This window comes from Streptomyces sp. NPDC055962 (assembly GCF_042270185.1).
GTDB lineage: Bacteria > Actinomycetota > Actinomycetes > Streptomycetales > Streptomycetaceae > Streptomyces.
The window spans coordinates 68,427-87,888 of sequence record NZ_JBHJYN010000007.1 but is presented as its reverse complement, the minus strand read 5'-3'; the positions used below and the strand labels follow the sequence as shown (position 1 = coordinate 87,888).

The 19,462-nt window shown below is 74.6% G+C and carries 13 protein-coding genes and 1 tRNA gene; 9 read left to right on the top strand and 5 right to left on the bottom strand.

The genetic code is table 11. From position 1 onward, the window contains the following. Positions 1-296: 296 nt before the first annotated feature. The 5 genes from tmk (at position 297) to ACFC51_RS21045 (ending at position 7,577) form a co-directional block, all read left to right on the top strand. Positions 297-3,407: a dTMP kinase gene (gene tmk / locus ACFC51_RS21065; protein ID WP_376530170.1), complete on the top strand. Its 3,111-nt coding sequence runs from the start codon at positions 297-299 to the stop codon at positions 3,405-3,407. A 118-nt stretch (positions 3,408-3,525) separates the two neighbouring features. Continuing rightward, positions 3,526-4,731 (top strand): DNA polymerase III subunit delta', encoded by a 1,206-nt coding sequence (locus ACFC51_RS21060; RefSeq protein WP_376368677.1) that lies wholly within the window; start codon positions 3,526-3,528, stop codon positions 4,729-4,731. A 109-nt stretch (positions 4,732-4,840) separates the two neighbouring features. Beyond that, the gene (locus tag ACFC51_RS21055; protein WP_376530167.1) at positions 4,841-6,370 is read left to right on the top strand and encodes an alpha/beta hydrolase; all 1,530 of its coding nucleotides are present in this window, start codon (positions 4,841-4,843) and stop codon (positions 6,368-6,370) included. A 98-nt stretch (positions 6,371-6,468) separates the two neighbouring features. Further along, positions 6,469-6,542, top strand: a tRNA-Thr gene (locus tag ACFC51_RS21050). A gap of 165 nt (positions 6,543-6,707) precedes the next feature. Next, positions 6,708-7,577, top strand: coding sequence for a sulfurtransferase (locus ACFC51_RS21045; protein WP_376530164.1), 870 nt, complete (start codon positions 6,708-6,710; stop codon positions 7,575-7,577). Positions 7,578-7,774: 197 nt separating this feature from the next. Here ACFC51_RS21045 and ACFC51_RS21040 read toward each other — a convergent pair whose 3' ends face one another. Together ACFC51_RS21040 and ACFC51_RS21035 are read right to left on the bottom strand one after the other, a co-directional pair. Then, complete coding sequence (locus ACFC51_RS21040; RefSeq protein WP_376530161.1) at positions 7,775-10,252, bottom strand: ABC transporter permease; 2,478 nt, start codon at positions 10,250-10,252, stop codon at positions 7,775-7,777. Continuing rightward, positions 10,246-10,986, bottom strand: coding sequence for an ABC transporter ATP-binding protein (locus ACFC51_RS21035; RefSeq protein WP_376530159.1), 741 nt, complete (start codon positions 10,984-10,986; stop codon positions 10,246-10,248). The genes ACFC51_RS21040 and ACFC51_RS21035 overlap by 7 nt, the downstream gene beginning before the upstream one ends. Before the next feature lie 133 nt (positions 10,987-11,119). Between ACFC51_RS21035 and ACFC51_RS21030 the strand changes: the two genes are divergently transcribed. Continuing rightward, positions 11,120-12,409 carry a sensor histidine kinase gene (locus ACFC51_RS21030; RefSeq protein ID WP_376368672.1) on the top strand — a complete coding sequence of 430 codons (1,290 nt, stop codon included), beginning with the start codon at positions 11,120-11,122 and terminating at the stop codon, positions 12,407-12,409. Positions 12,410-12,416: 7 nt separating this feature from the next. Beyond that, positions 12,417-13,061: a LuxR C-terminal-related transcriptional regulator gene (locus tag ACFC51_RS21025; RefSeq protein WP_376368671.1), complete on the top strand. Its 645-nt coding sequence runs from the start codon at positions 12,417-12,419 to the stop codon at positions 13,059-13,061. A 13-nt stretch (positions 13,062-13,074) separates the two neighbouring features. Here the strand turns inward: ACFC51_RS21025 and ACFC51_RS21020 are convergent, their stop codons facing one another. Both ACFC51_RS21020 and ACFC51_RS21015 read right to left on the bottom strand, forming a co-directional pair. After that, entirely contained in the window at positions 13,075-13,767 is a 693-nt protein-coding gene (locus ACFC51_RS21020) for a phosphotransferase (RefSeq protein ID WP_376530157.1), read from the bottom strand. A 37-nt stretch (positions 13,768-13,804) separates the two neighbouring features. Further along, positions 13,805-14,860 (bottom strand): DUF2804 domain-containing protein, encoded by a 1,056-nt coding sequence (locus ACFC51_RS21015; protein WP_376368669.1) that lies wholly within the window; start codon positions 14,858-14,860, stop codon positions 13,805-13,807. A 241-nt stretch (positions 14,861-15,101) separates the two neighbouring features. On the opposite strand from ACFC51_RS21015, the gene ACFC51_RS21010 reads away from it, so the two are divergent. After that, on the top strand, positions 15,102-16,469 hold the full coding sequence (locus ACFC51_RS21010) for a carbohydrate-binding protein (protein ID WP_376530154.1): 1,368 nt from the start codon (positions 15,102-15,104) through the stop codon (positions 16,467-16,469). 61 nt (positions 16,470-16,530) lie between these two features. On the opposite strand, the gene ACFC51_RS21005 is transcribed toward ACFC51_RS21010, so the two are convergent. Continuing rightward, positions 16,531-18,237 (bottom strand): bifunctional 3'-5' exonuclease/DNA polymerase, encoded by a 1,707-nt coding sequence (locus ACFC51_RS21005; protein WP_376530152.1) that lies wholly within the window; start codon positions 18,235-18,237, stop codon positions 16,531-16,533. Between the two features lie 121 nt (positions 18,238-18,358). Here ACFC51_RS21005 and ACFC51_RS21000 point away from each other — a divergent pair, with 121 nt between their 5' ends. After that, the gene (locus tag ACFC51_RS21000; protein WP_376530149.1) at positions 18,359-19,288 is read left to right on the top strand and encodes an NADP-dependent oxidoreductase; all 930 of its coding nucleotides are present in this window, start codon (positions 18,359-18,361) and stop codon (positions 19,286-19,288) included. Positions 19,289-19,462: the final 174 nt, after the last annotated feature.

Below are 19,462 nucleotides of genomic sequence, written 5' to 3'. Positions count from 1 at the left end.
TGCTGACACCGGTTCCGGGCGGGCTTGGGCCGGTTCCGGTCGTGCTGACACCGGACCCGGCCGCACGGACGCCCGGCACGGGGAACTGATCTCCGCCCGGGCGGCGCGGATCATCCGTCGTCGCCCGCGGAGGCATGGGCGACGGCCGCCGGACGCACATGGAACGCCGGAAGGGCGGGCCCCACCGGGCCCCGCAGCCCTTCCGGCGCTTCTCCCGTCGTGCGGCCCGTGTGCCCGTTGGTCATATGTTCGGACGCGGCCCCCGGGCACCGCACCACTGCCGATAGGCTGGGCGGATGACGCGAGCCGAGCAGCCATTGGTCGTGAGCCCCACCTCCGACCCACTTGCCGCAGACTCACGCGAGCGCGCCGTACGAGCCCTGTTGCGTGTCCCCCCGCTCCGGCGGTTGTGGAGCGCCCAGCTCGTCGGCAGTATCGGCGATTCACTCGCCCTTCTCGTGCTTGTGCTGTTGTCGCTGCAGGCGGCGGTCCTCGAGGGCTCATTCGGGGCCGGATACCGCGGGGCGGCCTTCGCCGTCGCCGCCGTGTTCGGCGCCCGGATCCTTTCCACCGTGCTCTTCGGAGCCGTACTCCTGGGGCCTCTGACGGCGCTCACGGCGCCCGGCGGTCCGGTCGACCGACGCTGGCTGATGATCGGGGCGGACGGGCTGCGGCTCGCGCTGCTGATCGTCGCGCCCCTGTGGATCGACTGGATGCCTGACAGGGCACTCATGATGATCCTCATCACCGTCTTCGTGGCCGGTGCCGGCGAACGCCTGTGGGCTGTTGCCAAGGAGAGCGCGGCCCCCGCGCTGCTTCCCGCCCCGCCGCCGGAGGGCGCCGCCGTGCGCCCCCTGCCGGACCACCTCGACGCGCTGCGCAGGCTCTCCCTGCGGACGAACTTCCTCGCCGTTCCCGCGGCCGCGGCCGTGCTGGTCGTCGCCGCGCTCGTCGGTGAGCTGCTCGGGACCGGCTTCGACTGGTTCTCCGTGCACCAGGCAGCTCTCGGGTCGTACATCGCGGCGGGACTCTTCTCCGCCTCGGTCTCGACCCTGTACTTCCTCGAACTGCCGGCCACCCGGACCCCCCGTCCCCGCTCGCCCCTGGAGGGGCTGCGCAGGCCGGCCACCGGCACGGGACCGGCCAAGGACAAGGGCCGCACCGGCAGCATCCCTCTCGTCGTCGCCGCGTGCGCCGCGGTCGCCGGGGCGATCGCCGCCGCCGCGTCCGTCTCCGTGCTGCACGCCTCCGACCTCGGCGGCGGCCCCGCCACCTTCGCGCTGCTGATCCTGGTCCTGACCGGCGGCACCGCCCTCGGTATCCGCACGGCGCGGAAGGTGCTGCCCGCCCTGTCGCGGCGCCGTCTGCTGGCCCTGGCGGTCGCCCTCACGGGTGTGTCGCTCCTCGCGCTCGGCCTGGTGCCCGACACCGCGACCGGGCTGCTGATCGCCCTGCTCGCCGGTTACTCGGCGGGCGTCGCGGCCCACATCGGCCACGCGGTCATCGACCAGGAGACCGAGGCGGCCCAGCAGACGCGGGTCACCGAGCACCTCCAGGCCGTCGTACGGGTGCTCGTCGCGCTCGGCGCCGTGGGCGGACCGCTGCTCGCGGCCGCCATCGGCCGGCACCGTCTCGGGTCCGGCGACTTCGTCTTCGCACACGGTGGTGCGGCCTTCGCCCTGATGCTCATCGGCGCGCTGCTGCTGCCGGTCGCGGTCATCGTGCTCGCCAGGACCGACGACCGGGCCGGGGTGCCGCTCCGCCGTGACCTGCGCGAGGCGCTGCGGGGCGGCGACCCCGCGGTCGCGCCCGCGGCGAACGGCTTCTTCCTCGTCCTGGAGGGCGGCGACGGAGCCGGCAAGTCCACCCAGGTCGAGGCACTCGCCGAATGGATCCGGGCCAAGGGCCACGAGGTCGTCGTGACCCGCGAGCCGGGGGCCACCCCGGTCGGCAAGCGGCTCCGTTCGATCCTGCTGGACGTCTCGTCGGCCGGTCTCTCCAACCGGGCCGAGGCCCTGCTGTACGCCGCCGACCGGGCCGAGCACGTGGACTCCGTGGTCCGCCCCGCCCTGGAGCGCGGCGCGATCGTCATCTCGGACCGCTACATCGACTCGTCCGTCGCCTACCAGGGAGCCGGCCGGGACCTCGCCCCGACGGAGATCGCCCGGATCTCGCGCTGGGCGACGAGCGGGCTCGTACCGCATCTGACGGTGCTTCTGGACGTCGACCCGCAGACCGCGCGGGAACGGTTCACCGAGGCCCCCGACCGGCTGGAGTCCGAGCCGGCGGAATTCCACACCCGGGTGCGGTCGGGCTTCCTGACCCTCGCGGCCGCCGACCCGGCGCGCTACCTGGTGGTGGACGCCGGGCAGGAGCCGGAGGCGATCACCACCGTCGTGCGCCACCGCCTCGACCGGGTCCTCCCGCTCTCCGAGGCCGAGATCAAGGCCCGTGAGGAGGCGCGCAAGGCAGCCGAGGAGGAGGCCAGGCGCAAGGCCGAGGAAGAGGCCGCCCGCAAGGCGGAGGAGGAGCGCCTGGAGGCCGAGCGGCAGGCTCAGCTCGCCAAGCTCCGTGCCGAGGAGGAGGAGCGCAGGCGCCGCGAGGAGGAGGAGGCGCGGCAGCGCGAGGCCGAGCGGCAGGCGGAGGAGGCCCGGCAGCGCGCCGAGGAGGCCCGCCGCCGTGCGGAGGAGGAGCGCGCCCGGATCGAGGCCGAGGAGCGGGTGCGCGAGGCCGAGCAGGAGCGGCTGCGCCAGCAGGCCCAGGAGGAGGCGCGCCTGCGCAAGGAGGCGGAGGAACTGCGCCTGGAGAAGCAGCGCAAGGCGGAGGAGGCGCTGATCCGTTCCGAGGAGGCGCGCCGCCGCGCCGAGGCCGAGGCGGCCGCACGCGCCGAGGAGGCAGCGGCAGCCGCCGCCGCGGAGCGTTCCCGGGAATCCGGCCGGTCCGGCTCCGGGACCTCAGGGTCGTCCGTGCAGGACAACGAGCTCACCGTCCCGACCCCGGTCGTCAGTCCCAACGAGATCACGCAGCCCGTACCGGTGGCCCGGCCGGACCACGACGCCGACGAGACGACGGTCCTGCCGTCCGTCCGCGACGCGGAGGAGACGGCCGTGCTGCGGCCCGTACGCGACGAGGACCCCTCGGACCGGGTGCCGCCGGGTGTCTTCCGCGACGAGCGCCGGTCCTCCGACGCCGAGAGCGAGAACGAGCGCACGCGTGAGCTGCCCCAGGTCAGCGACGATCCGCAGGCAGGACGTGCTGCCAAGGGCCCCGGCCGCCAGAAGCGGCCGCGCCCCGACTGGGCGGAGGAGACGCCGCTCGACGATCTGCCGTCCCTGGCCGACGAACTGCTCGGCGACAAGGACGACGACCAGGGCTCCGGCCGGGGCGGTCGCCGGCCGCGCCGCTGACGGGCGGAGGCCGGAGGGCCGTGTACGGAACGCCGGGACTGTCGGACCCTTCCCGCACAATGGGGAGGCGCCGGGAGTCCCGGCGTTCCGCGCAGCACGCCACGGAAGGGCGGTGACCATGACCGTATGGGACGACCTGGTCGGACAGGACCGGGTGCAGGAGCAGCTCGGCGCCGCCGCCCGGGACGCCGACGTGCTGGTCACCGCCCAGTCCGAGGGCGAGCCGGTGCCGCCCGGCTCGAAGATGACCCATGCCTGGCTGTTCACGGGCCCGCCCGGATCGGGCCGGTCCACCGCCGCCCGTGCCTTCGCCGCGGCGCTCCAGTGCACCAGCCCCGACCGCGCCCTGGGCGGGGCGCCCGGCTGCGGATTCTGCGACGGCTGCCACACGGCCCTGATCGGCACCCACGCGGACGTCGACGTGATCCGCACGGATCTGCTCTCGATCGGCGTGAAGGAGACCCGTGAGCTCGTCCGGCGGGCCCAGCTGTCCCCGGCCGTGGGCCGCTGGCAGGTCATCGTCATGGAGGACGCCGACCGGCTCACCGAGGGCGCGGGGAACGTCCTGCTGAAGGCCGTGGAGGAGCCCGCGCCCCGCACGGTGTGGCTGCTCTGCGCGCCGTCCCTCGAGGACGTGCTGCCCACGATCCGCTCCCGCTGCCGCCATCTCACGCTGCGCACACCGCCCGTGGAGGCGGTGGCCGACGTCCTGGTCAGGCGCGACGGCATCGACCCGGAGCGGGCCGCGTCCGCCGCCCGTGCCACGCAGGGGCACATCGGCAGGGCGCGTCGTCTCGCCACGGACGAGCGGGCGCGTGCCCGCCGTGCCGCCGTGCTCAAGCTCCCGCTGCGCGTCCACGACGTGGGCGGCTGTCTCAAGGCGGCCCAGGAGCTGATCGACACGGCGACGGACGACGCCAAGCAGGTCGCCGAGGAGATCGACGTCAAGGAGACGGACGACCTGAAGGCGGCGCTCGGCGGCGTGGCCGGGGGCCGGATGCCGCGCGGGACCGCCGGCGCGATGAAGGAGCTGGAGGACCGGCAGAAGCGCCGCAGGACGCGTACGCAGCGCGACAGCCTCGATCTCGCGCTGAGCGAGCTCACCGGCTTCTACCGTGACGTGCTGGCGCTCCAGCTCGGCTCCCGGATCGCCCTCGCCAACACCGACGTACGGGACGCCCTCGACCGGGTCGCCGAGGAGTCCACCCCCGAGCGCACCCTGCGCCGGATCGAGGCCGTGATCGCCTGCCGCAGCGCGCTCGACCGGAACGTCGCGCCGCTGCTCGCCGTGGAGGCGATGGCGGTGGCGCTCCGGGCGGGCTGACGCCCCGTCCGCCCTGCCGGGAACAGCCCTGCACGTCGCCGGACCGTGCGAATTCACCCGTATGAGCAGGGAATCGGTCGAGTCGTCAGGTGGCGGCTACGCTCCGGGGATGGACACCAGGCGCCTGCTCCGTATCTTCGCCACCGCGCTCGGCACTGCCGGCCTCCTCGTCTCCGGCTGCAGCAGCGGAGGTTCGGCGCCCAGTGCGTCGGCGACGGGATCGGCCGTCGCCGAGGAACTGGAGCCGTACTACGCGCAGAAGCTGCGCTGGCGGGACTGCGGCGTGGAGGGCTTCCAGTGCACCACGATGAAGGCGCCGCTGGACTACGGGAAGCCTGACGGAGGCGACGTCCGGCTGGCCGTCTCCCGCAAGAAGGCCACGGGGCCGGGCAAGCGCATCGGCTCGCTCCTGGTGAATCCCGGCGGGCCCGGCGGTTCGGCCGTCGACTACCTCCAGGGGTACGCGGCCATCGGCTACCCCGCCCCCGTCCGCGCCCGGTACGACATGGTGGCCGTCGACCCGCGCGGGGTGGCCCGCAGCGAACCCGTCGAGTGCCTCACCGGCAAGGAGATGGACACCTACACGCAGGTGGACCAGACCCCCGACGACAGTGCCGAGACCGAAGCGCTGAACGCGTCCTTCGAGAAGTTCGCGCAGGGCTGCGAGAAGCGCTCCGGCAAGATCCTCCCGCACGTCTCCACGATCGAGACGGCGCGCGACATGGACATCCTGCGCTCCCTGCTCGGCGACGAGAAGCTGCACTACGTCGGAGCGTCGTACGGCACGTTCCTCGGCGCGACCTACGCGGACCTCTTCCCCGCCCGGGTGGGCCGGCTCGTCCTGGACGGGGCGATGGACCCCTCGCTCCCTGCGATCGACATCAACCGTGATCAGACCGCCGGCTTCGAGACGGCGTTCCAGTCCTTCGCCGCGGACTGCGTGAAGCAGACGGACTGCCCGCTGGGCACCACGTCCACCTCCGCTGCGGCGACCGCCCTGAAGAAGCTCTTCGGCGATCTGGACTCCGAGCCCGTGCCGACCGGCGAGACCCGGCAGCTGACCGAGTCCCTGGCGACCACGGGTGTGATCGCGGCGATGTACGACGAGGCCGCCTGGCCGCAGCTCCGCGAAGCCGTCGCCGGTGCCCGGCGTGGTGACGGCTCGGGCCTGCTGTCCCTGGCCGACAGCTACTACGAGCGAGAGCCCAGCGGTAAGTACGCCAATCTGATGTTCGCCAACGCGGCCGTGAACTGCCTCGACCTGCCCCCCTCCTTCTCCGGCCCCGCGGCGGTGGAGAAGGCACTCCCGGAGTTCGAGGAGGCATCCCCCGTCTTCGGCAGGGGATTCGCCTGGGCGGCCCTGAACTGCGACTCCTGGCCCGTCGAGGCCACCGGCACCCCGCACCGCACGGAGGCGGAGGGCGCCGCTCCGATCGTCGTGGTCGGGACCACGCGGGACCCCGCCACCCCGTACAAGTGGGCCGAGTCCCTCGCGGACCAGCTCTCGTCCGGCTCGCTGCTCACCTACGAAGGCGACGGGCACACGGCCTACGGCCGGGGCAGCGACTGCATCGACACGGCGATCAACACCTACCTGCTGGACGGCACACCGCCCAAGGACGGCAAGAAGTGCAGCTGACCTGCGGATACGGCTGCGACGGCGGGCGGTACGGAGCACCCCTGGAAACTGTGTAGACTTGGCGTCGCTGCTGACCGCACCATGGTGTGACAGCGCGTGCCGCCTTAGCTCAGTTGGCCAGAGCAACGCACTCGTAATGCGTAGGTCTCGGGTTCGAATCCCGAAGGCGGCCCTGTAGAAGCCCCAGGACTCACTCGCCGTGACCTGGGGCTTTTGCTTGTGGCCGACAGTGTGGCAGCGCTTCCTCCGGCTCCGTGCGAGGACGCCGGGCGGGATGTGAGGCGGGGCACCGGCCGGGGCACGCGCGCGGAACACGTCGACACGGGGGATGCCTGCCATGACCACCGAGTACAGGAGCCACGCCGCCGGCACGGGGGCGGGGGACCTGCCGGGGGCGCTTGTGGGCGCGGACCGGCTCGCCGCGTGGCTCACGAGGCCGGGGACCGTCGTCCTCGACGCCTCGGTGGGCGCGCACCGCGCGGCCGGCCGGCGCATCCCGGGAGCCCGGCGCTTCGACATCGACGGTGCGCTGTCCGACCACGCCGCACCGCTGCCGCACACGATGGTGGGCGCGGCGGAGTTCGAGCAGCGGATGCGGGCCCTGGGCGTGGACGGCACGGACACCGTCGTCGTCTACGACACCGCGGGGATCTACTCCAGCGCCCGCGCCTGGTGGATGCTCCGCGCGATGGGTTTCGACCGTGTCGCGGTGCTCGACGGTGGACTGCCCGCCTGGGAGGCGGCCGGGTACCCGGTGGAGGAGCGTGAGCCGGGAGGAGCCGAGCGGACCGGTGACTTCACCGCCCGCCCGCGCCCCGGAGCCCTCGTCGGCAGCGATGCGGTCGTGCGGGCCCTGGCCGACCCGGGCGCGGCCGTTCTCGACGCGCGCTCCCGTGAGCGGTTCGCCGGTACGGCGGCCGAGCCCCGGCCGGGGCTGCGAGGCGGCCATATGCCGGGGGCGGTGAACCTTCCCTTCGGTACCGTCCAGCGCGACGGTCGGATGCTTCCGGCCGAGCAACTCCGCGCCGTGTTCGAGGCGTCGGCGGGGGGCAGGGAGCGGCTGGTCGTCAGCTGCGGGTCCGGCGTCACGGCGTGCGTCCTGGCGCTGGGGGCCGAACTCGCGGGGTATCGCGAGGTGTCCGTGTACGACGGGTCGTGGAGCGAATGGGGCCTGCCCTCGGAACTCCCGGTCGAGACGGGCCCGTAGCCGGTAGCCCGGAGCCGGTAGCTCGTAGCCGGTGGCCGGTACCGGCCGGGTCACGTGGGCCGGGCCTGCCGCCGGTAGCCGGCCGGGGCACGGACCGGGCCCGTGACTGCCCGAGGACGGGCCGTCCCTACCGGCCGGGGACGGCCATGGGGCCGGGTACCGGCGGGGGAGGCGGGCCAGGTCCGTGGTGTGTCGCCTCACTCGCGGGTGCCCGCGAGCTCGACGGGCCTCGTCCGCAGGGCCGCGAGTGCGGGGAGCACGGCGCAGACCACGGCCGCCGCGGCGCACGCGGCCAGTACCGCGCCGACGCCCGCCCAGGGCACGGACACCGGGGAGTTCACCGAGAGGAGCTCCAGGGCGCCCTTCACGCCCAGCAGGTTCAGCCCGGTCACCGCGCCTCCCAGGGCCGCCCCCACCGCGACCACCAGCAGGGCCTCGACCGCCACCAGCCGGAGCACCTGAGCCTTCGTGGCACCGGTGAGCCGGAGCAGGGCCAGGTCGCGGACCCGGTCCGAGGTCGCCATGACCAGGGTGTTCGCCAGGGCGATCCCCGTGTACAGCAGGGCGATGCCGAGGATGAGCAGCAGCCCCGCCCGGGTGGCGCCGCCGGCTCCGGGGCGGTGCGCTTCGAGCCATGCCTGCCTCGTCATGACCGGAGTGCCCGTGTCGCGGCCGGCCTGCTCCAGCAGGGCGCGTACGGCCGTGGGGTCCGCTCCGGCGAGAAGCGTGACGTCGACGCGGTCGACCTCGGCGCCGGCCGCGTTCGCGGGGGTCAGGTAGACCCCGTTGCTCCCGGTGCCGGTCCGCATCACGGCGGCGACGCGGAGCGACACCTTGCGGCCGTCGCCCAGCCAGACGCTCACGCGCCGGCCCACCGTCCGCGTCTCCCACTCCTCGTTGACGATGACGGAGCCGTCGTCCAGGTCGCTGACCCGGCCGGCGACGAGGGGCAGGCGGACGGTCGCCGCCAGCGCCGCCGGATCGGCCGCCCGCGCCTCCGAGGAGACGAGCGCGGTGCCCTCTTCGAGGACGGTGACCCCGGTGGCACGGGAGGCACTGGTCACCGCTCCGGGAAGGCTCCGTACGCGCTGCACGAAGCGGGGGTCCAGCGGGCCGTCCCCGCCGGCCACGTAGTCCACTCCCTGGACGGCCGCCGCCACCTCGGCGGCCTTGCCCTCGTTGATCGTGGCCACGGTGCCGAGCAGCGAGCCCGCCAGCGCGACGGTGATCAGGACCGGAGCGGCGACCGCGGCGGTGCGGCGGGTGCTCGTCGAAGCGTTCCGGCGGGCCAGGAGCCCCGTAGCTCCGGGCAGCCGGGCGGGCAGCCAGGTGAGCAGCCGCGTCAGCGGCGGCACCAGGAGCGGTGCGAGCAGCGCGACACCGACGATGATCCACAGGGGCTGGAGGATGTACGTCTTGCGCTTCAGTACGTCCCCGGGGTCGGTCACCAACGACCAGCCCAGCAGCCCCAGTCCCGCCAGCAGGACGGCGGCGCCCGTCAGCAGGCGGCTCAGCGGCATCCCCCCGGTGTCGACGGCGGCGTCGCGGAGCGCCTCGGCGGGCCGGATCCGGCCCGCCCGGCGGGAGGAGACGACGACCCCGGCGAGGGCCACGGCCTGCCCCGCCCAGAAGGCGGTGTGCAGGGGCCAGGTCGCGTCGCCGACGGCGAACCACACCGGGGCGAGCCCCTCGTCGACCAGCCGGCGGGTCAGCAGGGGCGCCGCGGCCCGGCCCAGCAGGCACCCGGCGGCCGACGCGAGCGCGCCGATCACGAGGGCCTCGACGACGACGGTGCGCCGCACCTGGCCCGGCGTGGCGCCCGCCGTGCGGAGCAGTCCGAACTCCCGTCGGCGCTGGGCCACCGCGAAGGAGAACGTCGAGGCGACGACGAAGACCGAGACGAACCCCGTGATGCCGGCCGCCGTGCCGAGCAGCGCGTTGACGGCCGTCAACGCCTCGCTGTCCCGGTCGGGGTCGGGATCGGCCCGGTGCCGGGCGTCGCCGGTGAGCACGTCCATGCCGGGGAACCGCCCGGTCAGCCGCCGTACGGCGTCCGCGCCGGCGTGCACGGCCACCGCGTCGACGGCCGGGTGGATGCGGGCGGCCTCGGCGTCGTCGAAGAACACCGCCGTCTCCGGCGCCGTGCCCGTCACGGTGCCGACGACCGTCCGGGTGCCCGTTCCCCCGGCGGCGCCCGGGGTGGTGATCCGGACCCGGGCTCCGGCCCGCAGGCCCGCCGACGCGTTCTCCGTCACGACGACCTCGCCGGTCGCGGCCGGGGCACGGCCCGAGGTGAGGCGGTACGGGGCTTCGCCGGCGACGGACCACGGATGTCCCACGGCCGCCGTGCCGGCCAAGGCGACGGCGAAGGTGCGGTCCTCGGCCGTACGCCCCAGGGCGGAGAGGGCGTCGGCCAGTTCGTCCGGGACGGGGCGGGGACCGGCGAGCCGGGCCGTACGCTCCCCGACGGGCGTGGCGACCCGGAGGGTGTCCGACGGCGCCACCACGACCGGCGCGCCGGCGAAGCGCTCCGGGGCGCGTTCCGGGGCGTCGAAGGTCGCGGCCAGGGCCAGGCCGGTCATCGCGATGAGCCCGACGCCCAGGGCGAGGGCGACGAAGGAGCCGATGAAGGTCACCCATCGGGTGCGCAGGGAGCACAGGGCCGGGATCAGCACGGGACCACCGCCAGGGCGGTCATGCGCGCGGCGACCTGGTCGGCGGCCGGCTCGCGCAGCTCGTCCCGTACCGATCCGTCGGCCAGGAACACCACACGGTCCGCGTACGAAGCGGCCACCGGATCGTGCGTCACCATGATCACGGTCTGTCCGGCGTCGGCCATCGACCGCAGCAGGGCCAGGACCTCCCGGCCCGTACGGGAATCGAGCGCGCCGGTCGGCTCGTCACCGAAGAGCACCTCGGGCCGGGTGACCAAGGCCCGGGCCAGCGCGACGCGTTGCTGCTGACCGCCGGAGAGCTCGGTGGGCCGGTGCCGGGCCCGGGAGCCGAGGCCGACCCGCTCCAGCACCTCGCGCACCTCCGCGCGCCGGGGTCCGCGGCCCGCGAGGCGGAGGGGGAGCGCCACGTTCTGCTCGGCGGTGAGGGCGGGCAGCAGATTGAACGCCTGGAAGACGAATCCGATCCGCTCGCGGCGCAGCAGGGTCAGCTTCCGCTCGCTCAGCCCGGTCATCTCCGTGTCCCCGAGGAACACCCGGCCGGACGTGGGCCGGTCGAGGCCGGCCGTGCACTGGAGGAGGGTCGACTTCCCCGAACCGGACGGTCCCATGATCGCGGTGAAGGAGCCGCGGGGGATGGAGAGGCTGACTTCGTCCAGCGCGGTGACCGCGTCGGTGGCCTTGCCGAAGGACCGCGTGACGGCGTCGAGCCGGACGGCTGCGGGTTGCTGATTCATGGTTCCACCCAACCGCCGTTGAGCGGGGCCCACATCGCAGCGAGGAGGAGTCCTCGGGGTGGAGCCAGCTCCACCTCCGTCCCCCCGCTCGCCGGGTGGTGGCGGACGGCCCGCGCTGTCTACGGTGCGGCGCATGAGTCCACTCACCCTCCGGCAGGCCCTCGTGCGGCGCCGCTACCTCTTCGGTGTCTGGCCGTGGCGCGCGGCCCTGTACCTGCTGAGCGGCGTCCCGGCCGGGATGGTCCTCCTCCTCTCGGTGCTGCTGCTGGCGGCGGCGGGCGGCGCCCTCGCCCCCGTGCTCGTCGGCCTGCCGCTCCTGCTGGTGCTCGCCCTCATCGGGATACCGGTGGCCGCCGTGGAGCGGCGCAGGCTGCGGCTGGTCGACCCCGTGCCGCTCGGCGATCCGCACCGGGCCCCGAAGCGCGCCGGTCCGGGGGCGTGGCTGCGGACCCGGCTGCGGGAACAGGCCACCTGGCGGGAGCTGGGGTACGCGCTGCTCGTCGCCGGGGTGCTCTGGCCCCTGGAGGCCCTGGCCGTCGGGGGTGTACTGGCCGTCTGCGGGGCCCTGTCGGCGACGCCGGTCGTCATGGCGGTCGTCACCGGCGGGGAGGAGGTGCGGGTGCTCAAGCTGTACCTGGCGGACTCGTACCCGCAGGCCTTCGGACTGGCGCTGCTCGGGCTGGTGCTGCTGCCGGTCCTCGCGTATCCGCTCGGGTGGGCGGCGGTGGCGCGCGGGGCCCTGACGCGGGTGATGCTGTCGGGCGGTTCCGACGGACTCGACTCCCGCATCGAGGAGTTGGGGCGCTCCCGGATGCGGCTGGTGGACGCCTTCGAGGCGGAGCGCCGCCGCATCGAGCGCGATCTGCACGACGGGGCGCAGCAGCGGCTGGTCGCCCTGTCGATGACGCTGGGGCTGGCCAGGCTGGAGAACCCCGCCGAGCCGCTGGGCGGACTGCTGGCCAAGGCCCACGAGGAGGCGGGGGAGGCGCTGGTGGAGATCAGGGAGCTCATCCGTGGCATCCACCCGCAGGTCCTGACCGACCGCGGTCTGGCCGCCGCGGTCGAGGACGTCGCCGACCGCTCGGCCGTACCCGTCGAGGTGGATCTCGACCTGCCGGAGCGGCTGCCACAACCGGTGGAGACCGCCGTGTACTTCGCGCTCTGCGAGGCGCTGGCCAACGTGGCCCGGCACAGCGGGGCGAGCCGGGCGTGGGTGACGGGGCGGGACGACGGGGAGCGGCTGACGGTCGAGGTGCGGGACGACGGTGCCGGGGGTGCGGCGACGGCCGGGGGCACCGGGCTCCAGGGGGTCGCCGACCGGCTCTCCGTGCTGGACGGACGGCTGCTACTGTCCAGCCCGGCCGGGGGGCCGACCGTGCTCCGGCTGGATGTTCCCCGGGTCCCCGCCCACCTGGTCGAATGAGGGTTGCATGCTGCGCATCGTGCTGGCCGAGGACAGCGTGCTCCTGAGGGAGGGTCTCGTCGGCCTGCTGGAGAGGTTCGGCCACCGCGTGGTCGCCGGCGTCGGCACGGCCGGTGAACTCACCGCCGCCGTCGCCGAACACGGTCCGGACATCGTCGTGACGGACGTGCGGATGCCGCCCGGCTTCTCCGACGAGGGGCTCCGAGCCGCCGTGGACCTGCGGGAGACCCGGCCCGGGCTGCCCGTGCTGGTCCTCAGCCAGTACGTCCAGCGCGCGTACGCCGAGGAGTTGCTCGACTCCTGCGACGGGACGGGCGTGGGCTACCTCCTCAAGGAACGCGTGGGGAAGGTGGAGGAGTTCGTCGACGCGCTCCAGCGGGTCGCCGACGGCGGCACGGTCGTCGACCCGGAAGTGGTGCGGCAGCTTCTCAGGCACCGCCGCGATCCGCTGGCGCGGCTGACGGCCCGGGAGCGGGAGGTGCTGGCGCTGATGGCGGAGGGCCGGTCGAACGCCTCCGTCGCCGAGGCGCTGACGGTGAGCGAGGGAACGGTCAGCAAGCACTTCGGCTCGATCCTCACCAAGCTCGACCTCTCCCTCACCGACGCGACGAACCGCCGGGTCCTGGCCGTGCTGGCCTATCTGCGGAAGTGATCCCCGCCCCGCCTCAGGCCGGCGGCCGGACCGTGAGCGAGGTGACCAGTCCTGCCGCCTCGTCCAGTCCCGCCGCCTCGTGCGCGGTGAGCCCCGGGTCCGCGCCGCGCAGGGCGGCGGCGCGGGCGAGCGCCGCGGCGGGGACACCGCCGTCGTCGGCGAACCGGAAGAGCAGTGTCGCCAGCAGGCCCCGCAGCTGACCGCCCGCGGGGAACGAGGGGGCGAGGGACACCTGGGCCAGGATCAGCGCGGTCATGGCCCGGTCCAGCGCCGGCGGCCCCTCGGAGGTCGTCGTCCAGTCGATCACCATGGCGCCCGCCGGAGACATGATCACGTTCTCCGGGTGCAGGTCCAGGTGCAGGATCCGGTCCTCGGGGTCCTGGGAGAGCCGCGGGGGGATGGCGTGCAGCTCCCGCAGGAGCCGGGCGAGCAGCTCCGCGCCGTCGTCCCCGGTCACCGTGCCCGCCAGCAGCGCCTCCGCCAGGGTCGGCCCGGTCAGCCGTTGCACCACGAGGTCCGTGGGGAGCGCGGCCTCGGCCGGTGGCCCTATGCGCGGGACCGGGAAGCCCGAGGCCGACAGGTACGACATCACCGCCAGCTCGCCGGTGGTGTCGATGCCGTCGCGGTAGCGGCGCAGGACCCAGGAGTCGTCGAGTGCGTACACGTCGGCGGTGCGTCCCGAGCCCAGGAGTGGGCCTGTATGCATGGGGGGAAACCTACCCGTGACCGCCCGGCCCGGGGAGTCACCAGCGCATGTGGACGTCCTCGGCCCAGCCCAGGAGCTGCTCCACGGCGATCTCGTCGCCGTCGTCCGTGCGGATCCGGCCGTTGTAGTGGCCGAAGCGCTGGTCGGTGCGGTTGGCGATCAGCCCGACATCGGTGTGCACGGCCCGGTTGTGGAACGGGGTGAACGTCAGATCGACCTGGCCGGACGAGGGCGTACGGAGGGTCCACGGAGCCAGCGGGTCGGAGACGGACCACTGCCAGTCGAGCTCCTCACCGATCTTGGTGAGCCGGCCGTCCACGCAGAGGCCGTTCTCGGTGGAGCCGGTGCCCTCCGTCCAGCGGCCGCCGAACTGCAGGCCGACGGTGTGCCCGTCCGTACGGCCCGACGCGGCAGCCCAGTTCCAGTCGACGGTGCGCGGCCAGCGGCCCCGGCCGTGGTCCAGGACGGCCCACGTCTCGTTGCCTTCGCCGCCGAACGTCAGGATCTCGCTGCCGATGCGCACCCGGCCGGAGGCGGGGAGGGCGGTGTGCTTCGAGGTGTACTGGAAGCGCTGTTCGTTCCAGGGCACGACCACCGAGAGCGATTCGTGTCCTTCCGGCCGGGCCACGAGGAGGCCGACCTCCAGCGGCAGCCGCTCCGGGGTCAGGCAGCGGGCCCGCAGCCGCGTCCCGGCGTTCTCGTCACGGATCTCGACGCGCACCTTGCCGCCGGTCGGCCGTGCCGGGCCGACGACCACGTCCTCCGATCCCGGCGCCCCGGCGATGGTGTCCGGGAGACGGACGCCCCGGCCGGCGGGGACGATCGAGGAGCACTCGAACTCGCGCCCGCCGGGGCCGAATTCCAGGACGTAGACCGTGTTCAGGGCCAGGAAGTCGAGGTCGCTCACGGTCAGGGCCACCAGATGGGTGGGCGTGGTCACGCACCAGTACTCCCACCGCTTCGTCCGGCCCCATCCCCGCAGATTGGCCCGGTGCAGCGGGGTCCTGGACCAGCCGACCGCCGCCGGATTCAGGCCCCCGTCGGGCAGGCAGAGGTCGACGGGCTCGGTGATCTCGTGCTCGTGCGTCGCCATGGCCGGAGCCTATAGCGGCACGGTGTGCTGCCCGGGTACGGCTCGGGGCGCGCCGAGGGCGTCTCCCCGGCCCGGTGCGGGCTTCCCCGGACCCGTCGCCGGAGGACCCCATAACGCGGCGTTAGGGGGCGTACGGGAGCTCCTGCGACGGGGGAGCGCGCGGCTACGTTCTCGACTGTTCCCCCACCCCCGAGCTCCGCTCCCCCGGGGCTCGACACCCCCCGAACGCAAGGAGAGTGACGTGGAGACAACTGCGCTCCGCAGACGCGCGTACGCCGCAGGAACCGCCGTCGTGGCGGTGGGCGCGCTCGCCCTCGCCGGTCTGACCGGCGTCGCCTCGGCCCGCCAGGCGGGCGACACCACGCCCGCCGCCGACCGGCTCTCGCCCGGACTGATCGACGCCATGGGGCGCGACCTCGGCCTCGACGCCGGCGAGGCCAGGGCCCGAATAAGGGACGAGTCCCGGGCGGCGGCCGTGTCGGCGGCGCTGGAGGAGTCGCTCGGCGCGGACTTCGCCGGAGCCCGGCTGAGCGGCGGCACGGCCGTCCTCACCGTCTCCACCACCGACCGGGCCGACGTCGCCCGGATCACCGCCGCGGGAGCCCGCGCCGAGGTCGTCGGCCACGGCCTGGACCGTCTCGAAGCGGCCCAGGACGCGCTGGACGCGGTGGCGCTGGAGAACGCGCCGGAGGACGTGCCCTCCTGGTACGTGGACATCGGTGCCAACCGCCTGGTCGTGAACACCGCCCGCGCGGGGGCGGCGGACGCCTTCCTCTCCGCCGCGGGTGTCCCGCGTGACCTCGTACGGATCGACCGCTCGGCCGAACAGCCCCGCGCCTACGCGGACCTGCGCGGCGGCGACGCGTACTACATGAACGGCTCGGGCCGCTGTTCCATCGGGTTCCCGGTCAGGCGCGGCACCCAGAACGGCTTCGTCACCGCCGGGCACTGCGGCACGCCCGGCGTCACCACCAGCGGGTTCGACCAGCGGGCCCAGGGGTCCTTCCAGGGCTCCACCTTCCCCGGCCGTGACTACGCCTGGGTCGCGACCAACACGAACTGGACCCCCCGCGCCCTGGTGAACGGCTACGGCAACGGCGATGTGACCGTCACCGGATCGACCCAGGCCGTGGTGGGTTCCTCGGTCTGCCGCTCGGGCTCCACGACGGGCTGGCACTGCGGGACGATCCAGCAGCACGGCAGCAGCGTCACCTACCCGGAGGGCACCATCACCGGCGTGACCCGCACCAGCGTCTGCGCCGAACCGGGCGACTCCGGGGGCTCGTTCATCTCCGGGAGCCAGGCACAGGGCGTCACCTCCGGCGGCTCCGGGAACTGCTCCCAGGGCGGCACGACGTACTACCAGCCCGTCAACCCGGCGCTGGCCGCCTACGGACTGACCCTCGTCACCAGCGGTACGCCGACCGATCCGCCCACTGATCCCACCGACCCGCCGACCGAGCCGGGCGGCACCTGGGCGGCGGGCACGACGTACACCGCCGGCGCGGTGGTCACGTACGGCGGCGCGCGCTACCGCTGTCTTCAGGGACATCAGGCGCAGGCGGGCTGGCAGCCGCCGAACGTCCCCGCACTCTGGCAGCGGATCTGACGCCCGCCCCGCCCGGGGCGCTCACCGGTCCGAGCGCCCCGCTCCCGCCCCGCCCCGGGGACTACTTGGCGTCCGAGTAGCGTTCGACGACGGCCGTGCTGAACGGGAAGCGCACCGGTGTCTCCCCGAACGCGACGCGTCCGGCCCGTTCCCCGGCCTCACGGATAGCCGCCACCACGGCGGGTGCCTCCTCGGCGGGGCAGTGCACGATCACTTCGTCGTGCTGGAAGAACACCAGCTCGGCCTGCATCCCCCGGTCGGCGAGCGTCTGCCGCAGCGCCGCCAGGAGCAGCAGGGCCCAGTCCGCGGCGCTCCCCTGGACCACGAAGTTCCGGGTGAAGCGGCCTCGCGCGCGGGCGTTCGACGAGGCGTAGCCCGGGGTGAAGCCGTAGGCTCCCTCGCTCTCCCCGGCCGGCGGCTCCTCGCTCTCCTGCGGGATGCCCGCCTCCTCGGCTTCTCCCGCTCCGGCGGCGGGCGGGCTCGTGCGGCCCAGCCAGGTGCGGACGAGCCTGCCCTCCTCGCCGGCCTTCGCCGCGTCGTCGACGTAGGCCACGGCCTGGGGGAAGCGGCGCCGGAGGGCCGCCAGGTTCTTCAGGCCGTCGCCCGAGGTCTGGCCGTAGACCGCGCCCAGCAGTGCGATCTTGGCGTCGTCGCGGTCACCGTGGAACGCCCGGTCGGACAGCGCCTTGTAGAGGTCGCCCTCGTGACCGGCCACCTCCATGAGCCCCCGGTCGCGCGAGATCGCGGCGAGCACGCGCGGCTCCATCTGGTCGGCGTCGGCGACGACGAGGCGCCAGCCGTCGTCGGCGACGACCGCCTGGCGGATCACCTTGGGGATCTGCAGGGCTCCGCCCCCGTTGGTCGTCCAGCGCCCGCTGACCGTGCCGCCCGGCTGGTACTCGGGGCGGAAGCGGCCCTCGCGCACCCAGTCCTGGAGCCAGCTCCAGCCGTGCGCCGTCCAGACGCGGTACAGCTTCTTGTAGCGGATCAGCGGCTCCACCGCAGGGTGATCGATCTCCTCCAGCTCCCAGCGCCGGGTCGACCGCACCTTGATCCCGGCCTGCGCGAACGCCTTCACGACATCGGCCGGCAGGTCGGGGCGGACCCGTCTGCCGAACGCCGCCGAGACCTCGTCGGCGGCCTCGGCCAGCCTCCGGGGCTCGCCGCCACCGGCGTACCGCTCGCCGAGCAGGCCGTTCAGCACCTCGCGGTGCACGTCGGCCCGCCAGGGGAGCCCGGCCGCGTTCATCTCGGCGGCGACCAGCATGCCCGCGGACTCCGCCGCCGTGAGCAGCAGCATCCTGCCGGGGTGCGCCGCGCCCTCGTGGCGGCGCAGCTGGTCCGCGTAGACCTCCAGGAGCGCCTCGAAGGGCAGGCCGGCGCCCGAGGGCGGCTCGAAGAGGGAGGACTGGGAGCCGGGCTCGGCCGAGCGGGCCGGCGGATCGGGCGGGACCGGGGTGTTGCGCAGCCGGGCCCACGCCGCCGCCGCGGAGCGGGGCTCCCCGAGCCGCCCCGCGTGGCCGAGCAGCAGCAGTTCGGCGCACTCGATGTCGTAGCACCGCTCGACCCGCACGCCGGCCGCGAGCAGCCGGGGGTAGATCCCGGCGGTCGATCGCCAGACCCAGCGGTGCACCTCGGGGCGGGAGCGGACGGACTCGACGACGTCGGGCTCGGCCAGGACGGGGCCGGCGGGCAGGCCGTCGCGCGTCAGGGGCACGAGGAGCGCGCCGCCCCCCTCCGCGGTGGCCAGAGCCCAGCGTTCGGTCATGAGCCGAGTCTTGCACCCGGCACCGACAGCGGGCCCGGCTCGCCGGGCGGGCGTGCCCGACAGCCGCGAGGATCGGAGTACGGCGCGTGCGGCGTGCGGCGAGGACGCGGAGGAGACGCTGGTGGAAGCGATCGTGTACGAGGAGTTCGGCGGGCCCGAGGTGCTGCGCCGGGCCCGGGTCGACGACGTCCATGCCGGCCCCGGGGAGATCCGGGTGGCGGTCAGGGCCGCGGGGGTCAACCCGAGCGACTACAAGATCCGCAACGGCTGGATGGAGGCCGCGTTCCCCACCCCGCTGCCCGCCACACCCGGCAGCGAGTTCGCCGGGGTCGTCGACGAGACGGGGGAGGGCGTCACGGAGTTCGCGGTCGGCGACGAGGTCCTGGGCCGGAGCACCACGGGGGCCTACGCGGAGTACGTGCTGGCCGACGTGGGTGCCGTCGCCCGGAAGCCGGAGGTCCTGGGCTGGGCGGAGGCGGCCGCACTGCCGGTCGCCACGGCGACCGCCACCCGGGTGCTGGACGAGCTGGGGGTGGCCGAGGGCGAGACGCTCCTGCTGCACGGGGCGTCCGGCGCGGTCGGCTCCGCCGCGGTCCAGCTGGCCGTGGCCCGGGGCGCCACCGTCGTCGGGACCGCCTCTCCGGCCAACCACGACTACCTGAGAGTGCTCGGCGCGGTCCCCGTGGCGTACGGGGACGGGCTGGTGGCCCGGGTGCGGGAGGCCGCGCCCCAGGGCGTGGACGCGGTGTTCGACGTCGCCGGCAGAGGTGCGCTGGCGGATTCGGTGGAGCTGCGCGGCGGGACGTCCGACCGGATCTCCACCATCGCCGACCTGGACGCGGCCCGCTTCGGCGTGGCCTTCTCGTCGGGTGGCGGGTACGACCCCGACGAGAGCAGACGGCTCGGCGGGTTCGCACAGGCGGCCGCGGTCGGCGGCCTGCGGATCCCGGTCGAGCGGACCTTCGCGCTCGGTGAGGCGGGACGGGCGCAGGAGCTGAGCGAGGCCGGGCACGTGCGCGGCAAACTCGTCCTGCTCCCCGGGGGCCATTGAGCGGGCCGTCCCCGGTCCCGTTCCTGGGGATCATCGAGCGGGCCGTTCGCCGGTCCCGTTCCCGGGAACCACTGCGGGCCGTCCCCGGTCCCGTTCCTGAAGATCCCTGAGCCGGCCGTTCGCCGGTCCCGTTCCCTTTCCCGCCGCCGACCCGTCCCGTCCCCGGAGCCGCCG

Bases quoted from the DNA above. Each gene is read 5' to 3' on its own strand.
- tmk (WP_376530170.1), top strand. From the start codon at position 297: ATGACGCGAGCCGAGCAGCCATTGGTCGTGAGCCCCACCTCCGACCCA.
- ACFC51_RS21060 (WP_376368677.1), top strand. From the start codon at position 3,526: ATGACCGTATGGGACGACCTGGTCGGACAGGACCGGGTGCAGGAGCAG.
- ACFC51_RS21055 (WP_376530167.1), top strand. From the start codon at position 4,841: ATGGACACCAGGCGCCTGCTCCGTATCTTCGCCACCGCGCTCGGCACT.
- ACFC51_RS21045 (WP_376530164.1), top strand. From the start codon at position 6,708: ATGACCACCGAGTACAGGAGCCACGCCGCCGGCACGGGGGCGGGGGAC.
- ACFC51_RS21035 (WP_376530159.1), bottom strand. From the start codon at position 10,986: ATGAATCAGCAACCCGCAGCCGTCCGGCTCGACGCCGTCACGCGGTCC.
- ACFC51_RS21030 (WP_376368672.1), top strand. From the start codon at position 11,120: ATGAGTCCACTCACCCTCCGGCAGGCCCTCGTGCGGCGCCGCTACCTC.
- ACFC51_RS21025 (WP_376368671.1), top strand. From the start codon at position 12,417: ATGCTGCGCATCGTGCTGGCCGAGGACAGCGTGCTCCTGAGGGAGGGT.
- ACFC51_RS21020 (WP_376530157.1), bottom strand. From the start codon at position 13,767: ATGCATACAGGCCCACTCCTGGGCTCGGGACGCACCGCCGACGTGTAC.
- ACFC51_RS21015 (WP_376368669.1), bottom strand. From the start codon at position 14,860: ATGGCGACGCACGAGCACGAGATCACCGAGCCCGTCGACCTCTGCCTG.
- ACFC51_RS21005 (WP_376530152.1), bottom strand. From the start codon at position 18,237: ATGACCGAACGCTGGGCTCTGGCCACCGCGGAGGGGGGCGGCGCGCTC.